This is a genomic window from Rathayibacter sp. Leaf296, from assembly GCF_001423045.1.
GTDB lineage: Bacteria > Actinomycetota > Actinomycetes > Actinomycetales > Microbacteriaceae > Rathayibacter > Rathayibacter caricis.
Window position 1 is genome coordinate 904282 of sequence record NZ_LMNR01000001.1, and the last position, 17297, is coordinate 921578.

A 17297-nucleotide genomic window follows, 5' to 3' on the forward strand; every position below is an offset into this window, starting at 1 on the left:
GGTCCGCCGCCCCACGACAGAACACAGAACCGCAACGTCACCAATCGTGCTGCATCCCCGCTCCGGCGGCGGATGAACGGCGAGGACACCCCCGGTGGAGGCCGGGGCACCGACGTTGCTTCACACCTCCACTCACTCAACAGGAGAAGCCACAATGGCACGTCTGGCAGGAGTAGACATCCCGCGCGAGAAGCGCGTGGAGGTCGCACTGACCTACATCTACGGTGTCGGCCGCACTCGGGCGCTCGCGACCCTCAGCGACACCGGGATCGACGGCAACATCCGCGTCAAGGACCTCAGCGACGACCAGCTCGTCGCCCTCCGCGACCACATCGAGGGCAACTACAAGGTGGAGGGAGACCTCCGCCGCGAGGTCGCCGCCGACATCCGCCGCAAGGTCGAGATCGGCTCGTACGAGGGCCTCCGCCACCGTCGCGGCCTCCCGGTCCGTGGACAGCGCACCAAGACGAACGCGCGCACCCGCAAGGGCCCGAAGCGCACCGTCGCCGGCAAGAAGAAGGCCGGCCGCAAGTAACGCGGGCGACACGGACCTAGAGGAGATACACATTGGCTACCCCCAAGTCGGCCGCTCGTAAGCCGCGCCGCAAGGAGAAGAAGAACATCGCCGTGGGCCAGGCCCACATCAAGTCGACGTTCAACAACACGATCGTCTCGATCACCGACCCCTCCGGGGCCGTCATCAGCTGGGCCTCGTCCGGTGGAGTCGGCTTCAAGGGCTCGCGCAAGTCGACGCCGTTCGCCGCCCAGCTCGCCGCCGAGTCGGCCGCGCGCCAGGCTCAGGAGCACGGCATGAAGAAGGTCGACGTCTTCGTGAAGGGCCCGGGCTCGGGTCGCGAGACGGCGATCCGCTCGCTCCAGGCCGCAGGCCTCGAGGTCGGCTCGATCAACGACGTCACGCCCCAGGCGCACAACGGGTGCCGCCCGCCCAAGCGCCGTCGCGTCTAGCACCAGCACTCGCAGCCGCCGGTCGGCCGGCCCCGTCCTCCGCGGCGGGCGCCGGTCGACCGGCGGATCGCGCATTTCTTTCACAACTTCATACCTCGCAAACGCACGTGTCATATAGCGGACACGTGATCGAAAGGAATCAACAGTGCTTATCGCACAGCGTCCGACGCTCACCGAGGAGAACATCTCGGAGTTCCGTTCCCGCTTCGTCATCGAGCCCCTCGAGCCCGGCTTCGGCTACACGCTCGGCAACTCGCTGCGTCGCACCCTGCTGTCCTCCATCCCGGGCGCCGCTGTCACCAGCATCCGGATCGACGGAGTCCTGCACGAGTTCACGACGGTCCCCGGCGTCCGCGAGGACGTCACCGAGATCATCCTGAACATCAAGGGCCTGGTCGTCTCCTCGGAGCACGACGAGCCGATCACCGCCTACCTGCGCAAGCAGGGCGCCGGCCAGGTCACCGCCGCCGACATCTCGGCTCCGGCCGGTGTCGAGATCCACAACCCGGAGCTCGTCATCGCCACGCTGAACGACAAGGCGAAGTTCGAGCTGGAGCTCACGATCGAGCGCGGCCGCGGCTACGTCTCGGCGACCCAGAACCGCAGCGAGTTCTCCGAGGCCGGCCAGATCCCGGTCGACTCGATCTACTCGCCCGTGCTCAAGGTCACCTACCGCGTCGAGGCCACCCGCGCCGGCGAGCGCACCGACTTCGACCGCCTGGTCGTGGACGTCGAGAGCAAGCCGGCCATCACGCCGCGCGACGCGATCGCCTCCGCCGGTCGCACGCTGACCGAGCTGTTCGGACTCGCCCGCGAGCTGAACAACGCGGCCGAGGGCATCGAGATCGGCCCCGCGCCGGTCGACGCCGTCCTCTCGACCGAGCTGTCGATGCCCATCGAGGACCTCGACCTCTCGGTGCGCAGCTACAACTGCCTCAAGCGCGAGGGCATCAACAACGTCAATGAGCTCGTCGCCCTCTCGGAGACGCAGCTCATGAACATCCGCAACTTCGGTCAGAAGTCGGTGGATGAGGTCAAGGAGAAGCTGACGGAGCTCGGCCTGTCGCTCAAGGACTCGGTCCCCGGGTTCGACGGCGCCCACTTCTACAGCTACGACGACGAGAGCATCTAGGTCTCCGCTTCCGGAGCCTGCGGCTCTTCGCGACCGACCTGCTGACACCCCTTTAGTACTGGAGTAAACCCATGCCCAAGCCCACCAAGGGCCCCCGCCTCGGAGGCGGTCCCGCACACGAGCGTCTGCTCCTCGCGAACCTGGCCGCGGCCCTGTTCACGCACAAGAGCATCAAGACGACGGAGACCAAGGCCAAGCGCCTGCGTCCGCTCGCCGAGCGTCTCGTGACGTTCGCCAAGCGCGGCGACCTGCACGCCCGCCGTCGCGTCCTCGCGACGATCGGCGACAAGTCCGTCGTCCACGAGCTCTTCACCGAGATCGCTCCGCTCGTCGCCGAGCGCGAGGGCGGCTACACCCGCATCACGAAGATCGGCCCGCGCAAGGGCGACAACGCCCCCATGGCGGTCATCGAGCTCGTCCTCGAGCCCGTGACCCCGAAGGCGAAGAAGTCCCGCACCGCGACGGCGCCCGCGGCGGCTCCCGTCGAGGACGCGCCCGTCGAGGAGACCGACGTCCAGGACGCTCCGGCCGAGGACGCCGCGACCGCCCAGGACGCTCCCGTCGAGGACGCCCCGGTCGAGGAGACCAGCGAGACCAAGTAGTCCCGCACGATCCGCGAGAGCCCTTCGTCCTCTGGGACGGGGGGCTCTCGTCGTCTCCGGTGGTGGCGCGGAACGTCGCATACGATGGCGGGATCGCGCCCTTTCGGCGCGACCGCGCCACTCGGGTGCGGCCGCCGCCGCTCCGGTGGAGGTCCGGAAGGAGATCCGTGCGCTCGCGCTTCTGGCCCCCGGTCGTCCTGGCCTGCGTCCTCGGACTCGCCGGATGCTCGTCGGCTCCGGTCGTCGACGTCCCCGCGACGGCGGGAGCGGGAGCGACGCTCACTCCGACTCCGATCGCCACCCGGGACTCGACGCCGTCGTCGGCCGGCCCTGCGCTGGACTGCGCGGCCGTGCTGCCCGGGTCGAGGATCGAGCAGGACCTCGGCCTGCCGAGCGGCGCAGCGGCCCTCGCGGACGACGGCTCTAGCTGCTCCTACGCCATCGCGGGCAACCCCGAGGCGGTCGTCGTGACGCTCACGTCGGCGCGGCTCCTCGAGACGTTCCGCGGCGCGGGGGAGGCGGCGGGAGCCGTGTCCGTGCCCCTGGGGGAGGCGGCGTACCAGCGGACGGCGCCGGAGGGCGGGACCGAGCCGTCCGAGCTCGCGATCCTCGCCGGCGGCTACGAGCTGCGCGTCGTGTCCTTCGTCGGCGACTCCGCCGTCGTGGTGCAGTGGGCCGAGACCGTGTTCGCCTCGGTGGACGTCCGCCTGGTGGTCTGAGGACCGTCCGACCCCGTCCGGGCACGGCACCTAGACTCGTCGGGTGCTTCACCGCGTCCGCCTCGACCTGGCCTACGACGGCTCCCACTTCTCGGGCTGGGCCTTGCAGCCCGGCCTCCGCACGGTGCAGGGGGTGCTGGAGGATGCGCTGTCCAAGGTGCTGCGGACTCCCGAGCGCACCACCGTCACCGTCGCGGGCCGGACGGACGTCGGGGTGCACGCGAGCGCCCAGGTGGCGCACGCGGACCTCACCGAGGAGCAGTGGACCCGCTTGAGCGGCGGACGGCGCGCGGGGGAGGGTGTCCTGCCGCAGGAGGCGGTGCTCGAGCGGCGGCTCCGCGGGATCCTGGGTCAGTACTCCGACCTCAGCGTGCACCGCGTCTCGCGAGCGCCCGACGGCTTCGACGCGCGCTTCTCGGCGCGCTGGCGGCGCTACGAGTACCGCCTGGCCGACGCCTCCTCGCTCCGGCACCCGCTCGAGCGCGCGTACACGACCTGGATCACCGAGTCGGTGGACGAGGCGGCGATGAACCGGGCGGCGCAGTCCCTCCTCGGACTGCACGACTACGCGTCGTTCTGCCGAGCGCGGGTCGGAGCCACGACGATCCGCACTCTGCTCGACTTCGACTGGGAGCGCGATCGCGACGGAGTGCTGCACGCGCACCTGCGAGCCGACGCGTTCTGCCACAGCATGGTGCGCGCACTCGTGGGCGCGTGCGTCGCGGTGGGGAACGGGCGCCTCGCCGAGGGCGACGTCGAGCCCCTGCGCGACGCGGTCGCTCGCACCAACGCCTTCGCCGTGATGCCGGCGCGGGGGCTCATCCTGCGCGAGGTCGACTATCCTGAGGACTCCTCGCTCGCCGAGCGCGCCGTCCTGACGCGCATGCGCCGCACCCTGCCGGTCGTCGAGCCCGTCGCGGAGGACCCGTCATGATCCGCTCCACGCGTCTCGCGCTGCCCGCTGCCGCACTGGTGCTCGCTCTGGCGGGCTGCTCCGGAGGTGCGGTCGACATCCCGGAGTCGTCGCAGCCGACGATCGCGACGCAGGAGCCGGGCGCCTCCGCCGCCCCCGTCGCGCCGCAGCAGAGCGCCGACCCCGTCGCGCCGTCCCTGGCGATCGAGACCCTCGACTGCGAGGCGGTGCTGCCCGTCGAGACGATCGAGTCCGTGCTCGAGCTGCCGAGCGGATTCGCGACGCCCGTCGAGCAGCCCGTCGGCTGCGCGTGGACCATGGCGGGCAACCCCTCGGCCCTCCTGCTGCAGACCGCGACGGGGGCGACGCTCGCCGAGGTGTCGACGCGGCAGACCGCGACGCCCGGTGCGCTGGCCAGCGATCTCGGAGAGGCCGCGTTCTTCCGGCCGGCGGACGCCGCGCTCGATCCGGCGTCGACGCTCACGGTGCTGTCCGGGGACCGGCTGCTGTCGCTCCGCTCCTCGGTGGGGGACCAGGCGGCACTCGAGACGCTGGCGGACGACGTGATCGCGGCGCTCGACGCCGAGGAGTGACTCCGACGCGGGCTTCCGGGGAGTGGCTCCGATCCCCGCGCTACCGCTGACGGCGTCCTTGCTGTAATGTCGACCCTTGGTGTTTTCGGCCGTGTGCCGAGCGCCCGAAGTTGAGCCCTCCACCGGATCGGTTCGCCCCCTCGCGGGGCGAACGGCCACGGAGCGGGATTCACGAACACCTCACTCCGACCAGAAAGCAGCACTCACGTGACTCGCACTTTTTCTCCGAAGCCGGCTGACGTCCAGCACGACTGGATCGTCATCGACGCGTCCGACGTCGTGCTCGGCCGTCTCGCCACCCACGCCGCGGCGCTCCTGCGCGGCAAGCACAAGGCCACCTTCGCGCCGCACATGGACATGGGCGACTTCGTCATCATCGTCAACGCCGAGAAGGTCGCCCTCACCGGTCAGAAGCTCCTCCAGAAGAAGGCGTACCGCCACTCCGGCTACCCGGGCGGCCTCTCGGCCACCACGTACGCCGAGCTCCTCGAGAAGAACCCGATCCGCGCCGTCGAGAAGGCCATCCGCGGAATGCTCCCCAAGAACTCCCTCGGTCGTGCGCAGCTGCGCAAGCTGAAGGTCTACACGGGCACCGAGCACCCCCACGCGGCGCAGCAGCCCAAGGCGTACGCCTTCACCCAGGTCGCCCAGTAGGCTCCGGCCCTCCCCGACACCTCAGACTTCGAAGACAAAGGATCACCTACACCGTGGCGAAGATCGCAGACCAGATCGACGTGGCTCCCGAGAGCTACTCCACCGAAAGCGCGGCCACCGAGGCGTCCTCGACGCCCCGCGCCGTCCTCAACGTCTCCGGCGCCGCCGTGGGCCGACGCAAGCAGGCCATCGCCCGCGTGCGCCTGGTCCCGGGCTCCGGCAGCCTGACCGTGAACGCCCGCGAGTTCGCGGAGTACTTCCCCAACAAGCTGCACCAGCAGCTGATCACCGACCCGTTCAAGGTGCTCGACCTCGTCGGCTCCTACGACGTCGTCGCGAAGATCACCGGCGGCGGCCCCTCCGGCCAGGCGGGCGCGCTGCGCCTCGCCATCGCCCGTGCGCTCAACGAGATCGACCGCGAGAACAACCGCGCGATCCTCAAGAAGGCGGGCTTCCTGACCCGCGACGCCCGCGTCATCGAGCGCAAGAAGGCCGGTCTCAAGAAGGCCCGCAAGGCGTCGCAGTTCTCGAAGCGCTAGTCGGTGCGGCCCGACGGGCCGCTCGATCAGTAGCTCGAGAAGTGGACTGCGCACTATGACGCGCCTGTTCGGAACCGACGGCGTCCGTGGCCTCGCTAATCGCGAGGTCACGGCCGACCTGGCTCTCGGCCTCGCCCAGGCGGCCGCCCGTGTACTCGGAGCGGCCGCCCGTGCGGAGGGTCGACGCCCCCTCGCGGTACTCGCCCGCGACCCCAGAATCTCCGGCCAGTTCATCGGCGCCGCTGTCGCCGCCGGACTCGCCAGCGCGGGAGTCGACGTCCTGGACGCCGGCGTCATCCCGACCCCTGCCACCGCGTACCTGATCGCGGACGAGCAGGCGGACTTCGGTGTGATGATCTCGGCCTCGCACAATCCCGCCGCCGACAACGGCATCAAGTTCTTCGCTGCGGGCGGGCGCAAGCTCCCCGACGAGCTCGAGAACCGCATCGAGGCGGCTCTCGGCGTTCCTCCGCTGACCCCCACCGGTGCGGACGTCGGCCGCATCCGCCGCTTCTCCGACGCGGAGGACCGCTACGTGGTCCACCTCCTCGGCTCACTCGGCAGCACCCGCCTCGACGGTCTGCACGTGGTCATCGACTGCGCCCACGGCGCGGCCGCCGGCATCTCGCCCGAGGTCTTCACGGATGCGGGCGCCACCGTCACGGTCATCGGCAACGATCCCGACGGACTCAACATCAACGACGGCGTCGGCTCGACCCACCTCGAGCACGTCGCCGAGGCGGTCGTCGCGGCAGGAGCGGATCTCGGCATCGCCCACGACGGCGACGCGGACCGCTGCCTCGCAGTGGACGCCACGGGCCGGACGATCGACGGCGACCAGATCATGGCGATCCTCGCCACGTCGATGGCCCGCCGCGGCGTGCTGCGCGACAACGTGCTCGTCGCGACCGTGATGAGCAACCTCGGGCTGAAGCTCGCGATGGGCGACGCGGGCATCCGCGTCATCGAGACCGCCGTCGGCGACCGCTACGTCCTCGAGGCGATGAACGACGGCGGCTACTCGCTCGGCGGCGAGCAGTCCGGCCACGTCATCATGAGCCGCTTCGCCACCACCGGCGACGGCGTGCTCACCGCGCTCCAGCTCGCTGCCGAGATGGCCCGCACCGGCAGGAGCATCGCCGACCTGGCCTCGGTCATGAGCGTGTTCCCGCAGACCCTCGTCAACGTCCGCGGCGTCGACCGCGAGGGCGTGCACGCCGACGAGGTCATCGCTGCGGCCGTCGCCGACGCGTCGGCCGAGCTCGGCACCGACGGCCGCGTGCTGCTCCGTCCCTCCGGCACCGAGCCGATGGTGCGCGTGATGGTCGAGGCGAAGACGCAGGAGACGGCCGATCGTCTCGCGCAGTCGCTGGCAGACGTCGTGCTGGAGCAGCTGCGCACCTAGAGACGGGCCGTCCGGCGCTGGTGGATCTCGAGACGCCCGCTGCGCGGGCTACTCGAGGCACCCCTCCGCGCGCGACCCGTCGCCCCCGCGAGGTCCCGGTCAGATCTTGCGGAGCAGCACCGACGACACGGCGTGGTCGGACTGCTTGCGCAGCACCAGGCTCGCGCGGCTGCGGGTCGGACGCACGTTCTGGACGAGGTTCGGCTCGTTGATCGCGGTCCAGATGCTCCGTGCCCGCTCGCGGGCCTCGTCGGGGGTGAGCGACGCGTAGCGGTGGAAGTACGAGTTCGGGTTCGCGAACGCGCCCTGCTGCAGAGCGAGGAAGCGCTCCTCGTACCAGCGGGCGATGTCGCCGGTGCGCGCGTCGACGTAGACGGTGAAGTCGAACAGGTCGCTGACCGCGAGGCCGTGGCCCGGGACCGGCGGCTGCAGCACGTTCAGGCCCTCGACGATCAGCACGTCGGGACGGCGCACCACGATCTCGGCGTCGGGGACGATGTCGTACGAGAGGTGCGAGTAGAAGGGCGCGCGCACCTCCGCGGCCCCGCCCTTCACCTCCGAGACGAAGCGCAGCAGCGCGCGGCGGTCGTACGACTCCGGGAACCCCTTGCGGCTCATCAGGCCGCGCCGCTCGAGCTCGCTGTTGGGCAGGAGGAACCCGTCGGTCGTCACGAGCTCGACCCGGGGTGTGTCCTCCCAGCGGGCGAGCAGCTCGCGCAGCAGTCTCGCGATCGTGGACTTGCCGACGGCGACGGAGCCGGCGACTCCGATGACGAAGGGCGTGGGCTGGGCGCGCTCGCCGAGGAACGTGCTGGTCGCCCGGTGCAGGTGGCGGGCGCCCGCCGCATAGAGGGCGAGGAGCCGCGAGAGGGGGAGGTACACCTCGGCGACCTCGGTGAGGCTCAGCCGGTCGCCGAGTCCGCGCAGCTGCACGACCTCGGTCTCCGTCAGCGGGAGCTCCGTCGACCGGGCGAGCTCGGCCCAGTCGGAGCGGACGATCTCGACGAACGGGGAGGGCTGCGCCTCTCGCCCGGGTTCGCGAGCTGACGACGGCACAATCACCGATACTAGCGGCCGGCGGCCCGGCGGCCCGGTCGCCGCGATCCGCCCCTCCTGCGCCGTTAGGATCGAGCGCATGTGTGGAATCGTGGGATACGTCGGCGCGCGTGACAGCCTGGCCGTGCTGCTCGGGGGCCTGAAGCGACTGGAGTACCGCGGGTACGACTCCGCGGGCGTGGCCGTGATCGACGCCGACGGAGTGATCGACAGCCGCAAGCGCTCGGGCAAGCTCAGTGTCCTGGTCGACGACCTCGAAGCGCACCCGCTGGCGCAGGGAACGACCGGCATCGGGCACACCCGGTGGGCGACCCACGGCGGGCCGACCGACCGCAACGCCCACCCGCACCTCGCCGACGACGGCAAGCTGGCCGTCATCCACAACGGCATCATCGAGAACTTCCAGCCGTTGAAGGAGGAGCTCGCCGCCGAGGGCGTCGTCTTCGAGAGCGAGACCGACACCGAGGTCGCCGCGCACCTCATCGCCCGCGAGTACCGCCGCACCGGCGATCTCGTGCTCGCGTTCCAGGCGATCGTCGCGCGGCTCGAGGGCGCCTTCACGCTGCTCGCCCTGCACCAGGACCAGCCGGGCGTCGTCGTCGGCGCGCGCCGCAACTCCCCGCTCGTGATCGGCCTGGGCGACGGAGAGAACTTCCTCGGCTCGGACGTCGCGGCGTTCGTCGAGTTCACCCGTCGAGCGGTCGCGATCGGACAGGACCAGATCGTCACGATCACCCCGGATCTCGTCACGGTCACCGACTTCTTCGGGCGGCAGGTCGAGACCGAGCCGTTCGAGATCGCCTGGGACGCCTCCGCCTCCGAGAAGGGCGGCTGGTCGAGCTTCATGGCGAAGGAGATCACCGAGGGACCCGAGGCCGTCGCGAACACCCTGCGCGGCCGGATCACCGACGGCACGATCACCCTCCCCGAGCTCGTGGGCCTGGACCCGGTCCTGACGGAGATCGACCGGATCACGATCATCGGCTGCGGCACCGCCGCGTACTCCGGCATGGTCGCCAAGTACGCGATCGAGAAGTGGGCCCGCGTGCCCGTCGAGGTCGAGCTCAGCCACGAGTTCCGCTACCGCGACCCTGTGCTCACGGCCCGCACGCTCGTCGTCTCGATCAGCCAGTCGGGCGAGACCATGGACACGCTCATGGCGGTCAAGTACGCCCGCGAGAAGGGCGCGAAGACCCTCTCGGTCTGCAACACCCAGGGCGCGACGATCCCGCGCGAGTCGGACGCGGTGCTGTACACGCACGCGGGCCCGGAGGTGGCGGTCGCCTCGACCAAGGCCTTCGTCGCGCAGATCGCGGCCCTCTACCTCTTCGGGCTGCACCTCGCGACCCTGCGCGGAGCCTCCTCCGCCGAGGTCGTCGCGTCGCAGGCCGCCGAGCTGGCGGCGATCCCCGAGAAGCTCTCGAAGGTGCTCGACGCCTCGGACGCCATCGTCCAGCTCGCCGGCTGGATGGCCGACACCCGCGCGGTGCTGTTCCTGGGCCGCCACGTCGGCTACCCGGTCGCCCTCGAGGGCGCGCTCAAGCTCAAGGAGCTGGCCTACATCCACGCCGAGGGCTTCGCGGCCGGCGAGCTCAAGCACGGGCCGATCGCGCTGATCGAGCCCGGCCAGGTCGTCTTCGTGATCGTGCCGAGCCCGAGCGAGTCGTACGAGCTGCAGCGCAAGGTGATCTCGAACATCCAGGAGATCAAGGCCCGCGGCGCCCGCGTGATCGCGATCGCCGAGCAGGGCGACACCGCCGCCATCCAGATCGCCGACGAGGTCGTGCCGATCCCGCTCGCCGACCCGCTGTTCGAGCCGCTGCTCGCCGTCACTCCGCTGCAGATGTTCGCGATGGAGCTCGCGACCGCCAAGGGGCTGGACGTCGACCAGCCGCGCAACCTCGCCAAGTCGGTCACGGTCGAGTGACCCTGCCGTGATCGTGGGGATCGGCGTGGACGTCGTGGACCTCGCCCGGTTCGGCCGGGCGATCGACCGCACCCCGCGGCTGCGCGACCGCCTGTTCGCCCCCAGCGAACGCGACCTGCCGATGGCCTCTCTCGCCGGGCGGTTCGCGGCGAAGGAGGCCTTCATCAAGGCCCTCGGCGACTCGGCGGGTGCGCGCTGGCACGACATGGTCGTGGAGCGCGACGAGCACGGGAACCCCTCCTTCGCCCTGCACGGAGCGGCCCGGGCAGCCGCCGATGCGCGCGGCATCACGCGGGTGCACCTGTCGATGAGCCACGACGCGGGCATCGCGACGGCGTTCGTGGTGGCCGAGTCGTGACTGCTCCGCTGTCTTTCCGCGAGGCGCTGATCGATGCCGACGCGATCCGGAGGAACGTCTCCCGGCTCCGCGAGCTGACCGGCGCCCGCCGCCTCATGGCCGTCGTAAAGGCGAACGGCTACGGGCACGGCGCCGTGACGGCGGCCCAGGCCGCGCTCGCGGGTGGAGCCGACGCCCTCGGCACCGCCGACCTCCAGGAGGCCGTGGCGCTGCGCGAGGCCGGCGTCCTCGCTCCGCTGCTCTGCTGGCTGCACGACCCCGGCGAGGACTTCGACGCGGCGATCGAGCACGGGATCGACGTGGCGGTGTCGTCGCTCGTCCAGCTGGAGGCCGTGGCCCAGGCCGCCGAGGACCGCGGCGGACGGGCGGCCGTGCAGCTCAAGCTCGACACGGGGCTCAGCCGCAACGGCGCTCCCGAGCAGGAGTGGCCGCTGCTCGTCGAGGCGCTCGCGCGCCACGTGCAGCGCGGCACCGTGCACCTGACGGGCGTGCTCTCGCACCTCTCGAACACCTCGCGCGCGGAGGACCTCGCGCAGCTCGCGCTGCTGTCCCGCGGGGAGGATCTCCTGCGGGCGAGCGGCGTGACCGCCCCGATCATGCATCTGGCGGCCACCGCCGGTGCGCTGAGGATCCCGGAGGCGCGGCGCGACATGGTGCGCGTCGGCATCGGCGTCTACGGACTCTCGCCGTTCGACGACGAGACGTCGCTCGAGCTCGGCCTCGTCCCGGCGATGACGCTGCAGGGGCGCGTCGCAGGGGTGCGCCGCGTCGATCGGGGCACGGGGGTCAGCTACGACTACACCTACCGGGCCGAGGGGGAGACCGGCCTCGCGCTCGTGCCGTTCGGCTACGCCGACGGCATCCCGCGCAGCGCCTCCGGAGTCGCCGAGGTGACGATCCGGGGGAGGCGCCACCGCATCGCGGGCCGAGTCGCGATGGACCAGTTCGTCGTCGAGGTGGGCGACGCCCCGATCGAGGTCGGCGACGCCGTGACCCTCTGGGGCGACCCGACGACGGGCGTCCCCTCGGTCGACGAGTGGGCGCGCTGGTGCGGCACGATCAACTACGAGCTCGTGACGCGGATCGGACCGCGGGTGCAGCGCCGGGTGCTGGGCGGCGATCGTGGCTGAGCGCGCCCGCTTCGCCGATCTGACGGTGGAGGTCTCGGATCCCGAGGCGATGGAGGAGCTCGGTCGCGAGCTCGGCCGCACTCTGCGGGCAGGGGACCTGCTCGTCCTCACCGGCCCTCTCGGCGCGGGCAAGACGACGTTCACGCGGGGGCTGGGGGAGGGGCTCGACGTGCGCGGCCCCGTGACCAGCCCGACCTTCGTGATCGCGCGCACCCATCCTCCGCTGCACGACGGCCCCCCGCTCGTGCACGTCGACGCCTACCGGGTCGGATCGGCGGTCGAGCTGGACGACCTCGATCTCGACCTCGAGCGCTCGGTCGTGGTCGTGGAATGGGGCGCGGGGCTGCTCGACGGAGTCGCCGACTCCTGGCTCGACGTCGTGATCGAGCGGCCGACCGCCGGATCCGATGCGGCGGAGGGCGAGGAGCCGATCGAGCCGCGGACGGTCCGCTTCCGCGGCACCCGCTGGGCCTGAGCCCGCCCGCTGCGCGCGGGTAGCCTGTCAGGGTGCTGCTCGCGATCGACACCTCCTCCGGAACCTCCGTCGCCGTCGTCGACGACACGGGCGGAGTCCGCTCGGACCGCGTCGAGACCGACACCATGCGGCACGCCGAGGTCGTCGGCCGCCTGATCGCCGAGGCGCTGGACGAGGCGGGGGTCGCTCCTGCCGGGATCGACGCCGTCGCCGTGGGGATGGGCCCGGGGCCCTTCACCGGGCTCCGCGTCGGCATCGCCGCGGCCCGCGCCTTCGCCTTCGGCCGCGGGATCCCCACTCTCCCCGTCGTGTCCCACGACGCCGTCGCACTGGCCGCGCTGCTCGACGGCCGCGACCCCGGGTTCCTGGTGGTCACCGACGCGCGCCGTCGCGAGCTCTACTGGAGCGCCTACGACGGACTCGACGGACAGGGGCTGCCCGTCCGTCGGAGCGGCCCCGGCCTCGACAAGCCCGACGCGCTGCCGTTCCCCGAGCTCCCGCGGCTGGAGGCGTCCACCGTCTCGGCTGCGGCGCTCGGAGTCGTCGCCGCGCTCGCCCGCGCGGCCGGCCGCGCGCTGCCCGCGGACGAGCCGCTCTACCTCCGTTCGCCCGACGTGACGCTCTCGGCCGGTCCCAAGCGGGTGACGGCGTGAGCGTCCTCCGCGAGGCGACCCCCGCCGATCTCGACGCGATCATGGCGATCGAGGAGTCGGAGTTCACGAGCGACGCCTGGTCGAGCCGGATGATGGCCGAGGAGATCCGCAGCGCGCACACCCGCTACCTGGTGGCGGAGGAGGACGGCGTCGTGCTCGGCTACGCGGGCCTGCTCTGCCCCCGCGGTGCGCACGAGGCCGACGTGCAGACGATCGCCGTGCTCGCCTCCGCCCGCCGCCGCGGGACCGGCCGGCGGCTCCTCCTGGCGCTGCTCGAGGAGGCCGCGCGGCGCGGGGCCCGCGAGGTGCTCCTCGAGGTGCGCGCCGACAACCCCGGCGCGCAGACCCTCTACCGTTCGGAGGGCTTCGAGGAGATCGGAGTCCGCCCCGCCTACTACCAGCCCGACGGAGTGGACGCGATCGTCATGCGCGCGCCACTCCCGCGGGCGTCGGAGGAGACCGCATGAGCGACGGACCGCTCGTCCTCGGGATCGAGACCAGCTGCGACGAGACCGGCATCGGCGTCGTCCGCGGCACGACGCTCCTCGCCAACACCATCGCCTCGTCGATGGACGAGCACGCGCGCTACGGAGGCGTGGTGCCGGAGGTCGCGGCCCGTGCGCACCTCGAGGCGCTCGAGCCGGCGCTGCGCACGGCGCTCGCCGACGCCGGAGTCGCGCTCGAGGAGCTCGACGCGATCGCCGTCACGAGCGGTCCCGGGCTCTCGGGCGCCCTGATGGTCGGCGTCGGCGCGGCCAAGGCCCTCGCCGTCTCGCTCGGGAAGCCCCTCTACGCGGTGAACCACCTCGTCGGCCACGTGGGCGCCGACGTGCTCCGGGCCGACGGCAGCGAGGGGAGCCCGGTCGAGGTGCCCACGATCGCGCTGCTCGTCTCGGGCGGGCACACGTCGCTCCTGCACGTGCGCGACCTGGTCTCGGACGTCGAGCTGCTCGGCGAGACGATCGACGACGCGGCGGGGGAGGCGTTCGACAAGGTCGCGCGCGTCCTCGGGCTGCCCTATCCCGGCGGTCCGCAGATCGACAGGGTGGCGGCCGACGGCGATCCCCGCGCGATCCGGTTCCCGCGCGGGCTGAGCCTGCCGAAGGACCTCGAGCGGCACCGCTACGACTTCTCGTTCTCGGGGCTGAAGACCGCGGTGGCGCGGTGGGTGGAGAAGCGCCAGGACGCCGGCGAGGAGGTGCCGGTCGCGGACGTGGCCGCGAGCTTCCGCGAGGCCGTGGCCGATGTGCTGCTCACGAAGGCGGTGGCGGCCTGCCGCGACCGCGGGGTGCCGAGACTGCTGCTGGGCGGCGGAGTGGTCGCCAACGCGAGAGTGCGGGCGCTGGCGGAGGAGCGCTGCGCGGCCGCGGGCATCGCACTGCGGATCCCGGCGCTCTCGCTCTGCACGGACAACGGCGCGATGATCGCGGCGCTCGCCGCTCAGCTGATCGAGGCCGGGCACCCGCCGTCGAGCCTGGACTTCAGCGCGGACTCCACCCTGCCGGTGACCGAGATCCAGGTCCACTAGCCGACGTCTCGGGGCGACACAAGCGTCGTTCAGGCTTTTGACAGTGAGCGGCGTCGACTGCCACGCTGGCGACTCCTGTTCCGATCAAGGGGGATCCCATGACCACTCCGTACACGCCCACCACCGACCGTTACAACATCCTGGCGATCATCGGCTTCATCGCCTCGTTCTTCATCTCCGTCGTGGGAATCGTGCTGGGCTTCATCGCCCTGTCGCAGATCAAGCGCACGGGGGAGAAGGGCCGCGGCCTCGCGATCGCCGCGATCGTCATCGGCTTCGTCGCGATCATCGTCTACACGATCGTCGGCGTCCTGTTCTTCGCCGCCCTGGCCACCGTCCCCACCACGGGGTACTGAGCCGACCGGTCCCACCGAGGACCGTAGGCTGGAGCCAGCTGTGCGAGGGGAGAGCGCGTGAACGACGAATCGGCGATCGATTGGTCCGCCGGGACGCCGGTGCCCCCGCCTCCCGCTCCCGACGCGGCCCACCCGTCGGCGGCCTACCCGCCGCCGACGGGTCCCGCGCACCCGGACGAGTACTCGCCCAACGCTCCGGCGCTCCGCCCGCCCCTCGAGGGTCTCGCGGTCGCCGCCCTCCTCTGCGGGATCCTCGGGCTCGCGCCGGCCGCGATCGTCCTCGGCCACGTGGGGCTGGTGCGGGCCCGCCGGTCCGGTCGCCGCGGCGGAGGCTTCGCGATCGCCGGCTTCGTGCTGGGCTACCTCGTCGTGGTCCTGGCGGTCCTGGGCTTCCTCGCGTACACCGCCTTCGTGGGGGACCTGCGGACCGACGGGTACCTCCCGGGCTGGAGACGGCGCGCTGGCTAGACTCGGCCGCATGAGCGACAGCACCGCGCCCGGCTCCGAGGAGCGTCCGGGCCCCGCCCCCGTCCCGCCCGCGCCCCCGGCTCCGCCCGTGCCTCCGGTGCCGCCTGCTCCGCCTTCCGCGCCCGCGTCCGGATACGGAGCTCCGCCCTCGGCGCCCGCGCACGGATACGGAGCTCCGCGCGCGGACGCCCCGTCCTACGGGACGCCGACGCCTCCGAGCACCGCGCCGGCCTACGCCTACGCACCGCCCGCACCGGCCCCTCCCAGGACCCTCAGCCTGACGGGCATGATCCTCGGAATCGCCGGCCTCGTGATCACGATCTTCGCGTGGGGCTTCGGGTTCCTGCTGTCCGCTCCGGCCGTCGTCCTCGGGTTCCTCGGGCGTCGACGCGAGCCCGGAGCGCGCGGATTCGCCCTGACCGCGATCATCACGGGCCTCGCGGGGGTCGTGATCTCGCTGATCTACCTCGCGATCACCGTGGTCATCTTCGTCGTGGCGGTTCAGTCAGCCGGCTACTAGCCGCTCGCCTGCGCCACCCGCTCGGCCAGCAGGGCGCGGTGTCGACCCTGCACCCGCGTCAGGATCAGCACGGCGCTGCCCCGGCCGGACAGTCCCAGCTTCTTGCGGAACCGCGCAGGATCGACGTCCACTCCGCGCTTCTTGATCTCGAGCACGCCGATGCCGCGTCCGCGCAGCTCCTTCGCGAGCGTCCGCTCGTCGAGGGGGAGCTCGGCGAGGACGCGGAAGCTGCGCAGGAACGGAGAGGCGGACGGCTCGTCGCCCGTGAGGTAGGCGATGCCGGGCGAGAGCATCCGCGAGCTGCTCGAGCGCGCCAGCTCGCCGAGCAATCGCGCCCGGATGGCGGACCCGTCCGGCTCGTGCACGTAGGCGCCGAGCTCGCCGACCTCCTCGTCGTCGGCGTCCGAGTCGGCGGTCAGCTCGGCGGCGCCGTGCGCACCGAGCAGCAGAGCGGAGCGGCGGACCCCGGGCCGCGCGAGCGACCCGAACCAGAGTCCGGTCTCGACCAGATCGCCCTCGACGGACACCCACTGCGCCTCGGCGTCGGCCGGGATCCGCTCGCGGTCGAAGCCCGGGCCGACCTTGACGCCGACGGGCAGGCGCTCGGCGAGGCCGAAGGCGAAGTCGAGCGACGGGGAGTAGTCGTCGGGATCGTCGAGGCGCCGCGTCTCGCGGTGACCGGCGGTGCGCCGGGCCGGATCCAGGTAGACGGCGTCGTAGCCGTCGAGGTCGAACGACTCGGCATCGGCGTGCACGGCGCGAGCGGAGGGGAACGGGGCGAGGTTGAAGCTCGCGAGCGTCGCGGTGATCTCGTCGGCGTCGACGGCGGTCACCTCGAGGTCGATCGCGGCGAGAGCGAGTGCGTCGCCGCCGATCCCGCTGCCCAGGTCCGCGACCCTCCTGGTGCCCGCCGCCGCGAAGCGGCCCGCGTGCAGTGCGGCGACACGGAGCCGCGTGGCCTGCTCGAGGCCGGCGTCGGTGAAGAGCATCGAGCGGGCGAACTCGCCGAACTTGCCCTCCGCCTTCCCGCGCAGTCGCGACTGGGTGAGCACGGCGGCGACCAGCGCGGGGGAGTGACCTGCGGACCGGAGCCGGGCGACGGCCTGCACGAGGTCGTCCGAGCGGTATCCGTCGAGGGAGTCGAGGAGCCGGAGCCCCTCCGGGGAGAGGAGCTCGACCAGCTCGTCGCGATGCATCCGGCCATGGTAGGCCACGGCGTCCGCGCCGTTCCGACGTCCTTCCGCGACGCTCCGCTTGGCACTCTGATTGCACGAGTGCCAGCACAGCCTCTACAGTGGATCTA

General features: G+C 71.9%; 22 protein-coding genes. 20 read left to right on the plus strand and 2 right to left on the minus strand.

Annotated features, from left to right (window positions below):
- Window positions 1–154 precede the first annotated feature (154 nt).
- The 10 genes from rpsM to glmM all read left to right on the plus strand — a co-directional run bounded on the left by rpsM (window position 155) and on the right by glmM (window position 7523).
- Window positions 155–535, plus strand: a complete 381-nt coding sequence (gene rpsM / locus ASF46_RS04120) for a 30S ribosomal protein S13 (protein ID WP_055787167.1) — start codon at window positions 155–157, stop codon at window positions 533–535.
- A gap of 32 nt (window positions 536–567) precedes the next feature.
- Window positions 568–966: a 30S ribosomal protein S11 gene (rpsK, locus tag ASF46_RS04125; RefSeq protein ID WP_055787170.1), complete on the plus strand. Its 399-nt coding sequence runs from the start codon at window positions 568–570 to the stop codon at window positions 964–966.
- Between the two features lie 145 nt (window positions 967–1111).
- Window positions 1112–2098 carry a DNA-directed RNA polymerase subunit alpha gene (locus ASF46_RS04130; protein WP_055787173.1) on the plus strand — a complete coding sequence of 329 codons (987 nt, stop codon included), beginning with the start codon at window positions 1112–1114 and terminating at the stop codon, window positions 2096–2098.
- A 71-nt stretch (window positions 2099–2169) separates the two neighbouring features.
- The gene (rplQ, locus tag ASF46_RS04135) at window positions 2170–2700 is read left to right on the plus strand and encodes a 50S ribosomal protein L17 (protein ID WP_056866509.1); all 531 of its coding nucleotides are present in this window, start codon (window positions 2170–2172) and stop codon (window positions 2698–2700) included.
- A 167-nt stretch (window positions 2701–2867) separates the two neighbouring features.
- Window positions 2868–3419, plus strand: a complete 552-nt coding sequence (locus ASF46_RS04140; RefSeq protein ID WP_056866510.1) for a hypothetical protein — start codon at window positions 2868–2870, stop codon at window positions 3417–3419.
- A gap of 43 nt (window positions 3420–3462) precedes the next feature.
- Window positions 3463–4353: a tRNA pseudouridine synthase A gene (locus ASF46_RS04145; protein ID WP_056866511.1), complete on the plus strand. Its 891-nt coding sequence runs from the start codon at window positions 3463–3465 to the stop codon at window positions 4351–4353.
- A complete protein-coding gene (locus ASF46_RS04150; RefSeq protein ID WP_056866512.1) occupies window positions 4350–4925 on the plus strand; it encodes a hypothetical protein in 576 nt (191 codons plus the stop codon). Before ASF46_RS04145 ends, ASF46_RS04150 begins: the two co-directional genes overlap by 4 nt.
- 207 nt (window positions 4926–5132) lie before the next feature.
- Window positions 5133–5579 (plus strand): 50S ribosomal protein L13, encoded by a 447-nt coding sequence (gene rplM / locus ASF46_RS04155; RefSeq protein WP_055787189.1) that lies wholly within the window; start codon window positions 5133–5135, stop codon window positions 5577–5579.
- A gap of 53 nt (window positions 5580–5632) precedes the next feature.
- On the plus strand, window positions 5633–6118 hold the full coding sequence (gene rpsI / locus ASF46_RS04160; protein ID WP_055787192.1) for a 30S ribosomal protein S9: 486 nt from the start codon (window positions 5633–5635) through the stop codon (window positions 6116–6118).
- Window positions 6119–6173: 55 nt separating this feature from the next.
- Window positions 6174–7523: a phosphoglucosamine mutase gene (gene glmM, locus ASF46_RS04165; protein ID WP_056866513.1), complete on the plus strand. Its 1350-nt coding sequence runs from the start codon at window positions 6174–6176 to the stop codon at window positions 7521–7523.
- 99 nt (window positions 7524–7622) lie between these two features.
- On the opposite strand, the gene coaA is transcribed toward glmM, so the two are convergent.
- Window positions 7623–8579 (minus strand): type I pantothenate kinase, encoded by a 957-nt coding sequence (coaA, locus tag ASF46_RS04170; protein ID WP_055787198.1) that lies wholly within the window; start codon window positions 8577–8579, stop codon window positions 7623–7625.
- A 79-nt stretch (window positions 8580–8658) separates the two neighbouring features.
- Between coaA and glmS the strand changes: the two genes are divergently transcribed.
- The 10 genes from glmS to ASF46_RS04220 all read left to right on the plus strand — a co-directional run bounded on the left by glmS (window position 8659) and on the right by ASF46_RS04220 (window position 15994).
- Window positions 8659–10506 carry a glutamine--fructose-6-phosphate transaminase (isomerizing) gene (gene glmS / locus ASF46_RS04175; protein WP_056866514.1) on the plus strand — a complete coding sequence of 616 codons (1848 nt, stop codon included), beginning with the start codon at window positions 8659–8661 and terminating at the stop codon, window positions 10504–10506.
- 7 nt (window positions 10507–10513) lie between these two features.
- Window positions 10514–10864, plus strand: coding sequence for a holo-ACP synthase (locus tag ASF46_RS04180; RefSeq protein WP_056866515.1), 351 nt, complete (start codon window positions 10514–10516; stop codon window positions 10862–10864).
- Window positions 10861–11994 (plus strand): alanine racemase, encoded by a 1134-nt coding sequence (alr, locus tag ASF46_RS04185; RefSeq protein ID WP_056866516.1) that lies wholly within the window; start codon window positions 10861–10863, stop codon window positions 11992–11994. The genes ASF46_RS04180 and alr overlap by 4 nt, the downstream gene beginning before the upstream one ends.
- 49 nt (window positions 11995–12043) lie before the next feature.
- Window positions 12044–12469, plus strand: coding sequence for a tRNA (adenosine(37)-N6)-threonylcarbamoyltransferase complex ATPase subunit type 1 TsaE (gene tsaE, locus ASF46_RS04190; RefSeq protein ID WP_056867431.1), 426 nt, complete (start codon window positions 12044–12046; stop codon window positions 12467–12469).
- A gap of 32 nt (window positions 12470–12501) precedes the next feature.
- On the plus strand, window positions 12502–13122 hold the full coding sequence (gene tsaB, locus ASF46_RS04195; protein WP_056866517.1) for a tRNA (adenosine(37)-N6)-threonylcarbamoyltransferase complex dimerization subunit type 1 TsaB: 621 nt from the start codon (window positions 12502–12504) through the stop codon (window positions 13120–13122).
- Window positions 13119–13589, plus strand: a complete 471-nt coding sequence (gene rimI / locus ASF46_RS04200) for a ribosomal protein S18-alanine N-acetyltransferase (RefSeq protein ID WP_056866518.1) — start codon at window positions 13119–13121, stop codon at window positions 13587–13589. The genes tsaB and rimI overlap by 4 nt, the downstream gene beginning before the upstream one ends.
- A complete protein-coding gene (gene tsaD, locus ASF46_RS04205) occupies window positions 13586–14650 on the plus strand; it encodes a tRNA (adenosine(37)-N6)-threonylcarbamoyltransferase complex transferase subunit TsaD (protein ID WP_056866519.1) in 1065 nt (354 codons plus the stop codon). The genes rimI and tsaD overlap by 4 nt, the downstream gene beginning before the upstream one ends.
- A 98-nt stretch (window positions 14651–14748) precedes the next feature.
- Window positions 14749–15006 carry a DUF4190 domain-containing protein gene (locus ASF46_RS04210; protein ID WP_056866520.1) on the plus strand — a complete coding sequence of 86 codons (258 nt, stop codon included), beginning with the start codon at window positions 14749–14751 and terminating at the stop codon, window positions 15004–15006.
- Between the two features lie 57 nt (window positions 15007–15063).
- Window positions 15064–15474, plus strand: a complete 411-nt coding sequence (locus tag ASF46_RS04215) for a DUF4190 domain-containing protein (RefSeq protein ID WP_056866521.1) — start codon at window positions 15064–15066, stop codon at window positions 15472–15474.
- A 286-nt stretch (window positions 15475–15760) separates the two neighbouring features.
- Entirely contained in the window at window positions 15761–15994 is a 234-nt protein-coding gene (locus tag ASF46_RS04220; protein WP_056866522.1) for a hypothetical protein, read from the plus strand.
- Here the strand turns inward: ASF46_RS04220 and ASF46_RS04225 are convergent.
- Entirely contained in the window at window positions 15991–17190 is a 1200-nt protein-coding gene (locus ASF46_RS04225; RefSeq protein WP_056866523.1) for a class I SAM-dependent methyltransferase, read from the minus strand. The two genes, ASF46_RS04220 and ASF46_RS04225, sit on opposite strands and share 4 nt — an antisense overlap.
- Window positions 17191–17297 lie beyond the last annotated feature (107 nt).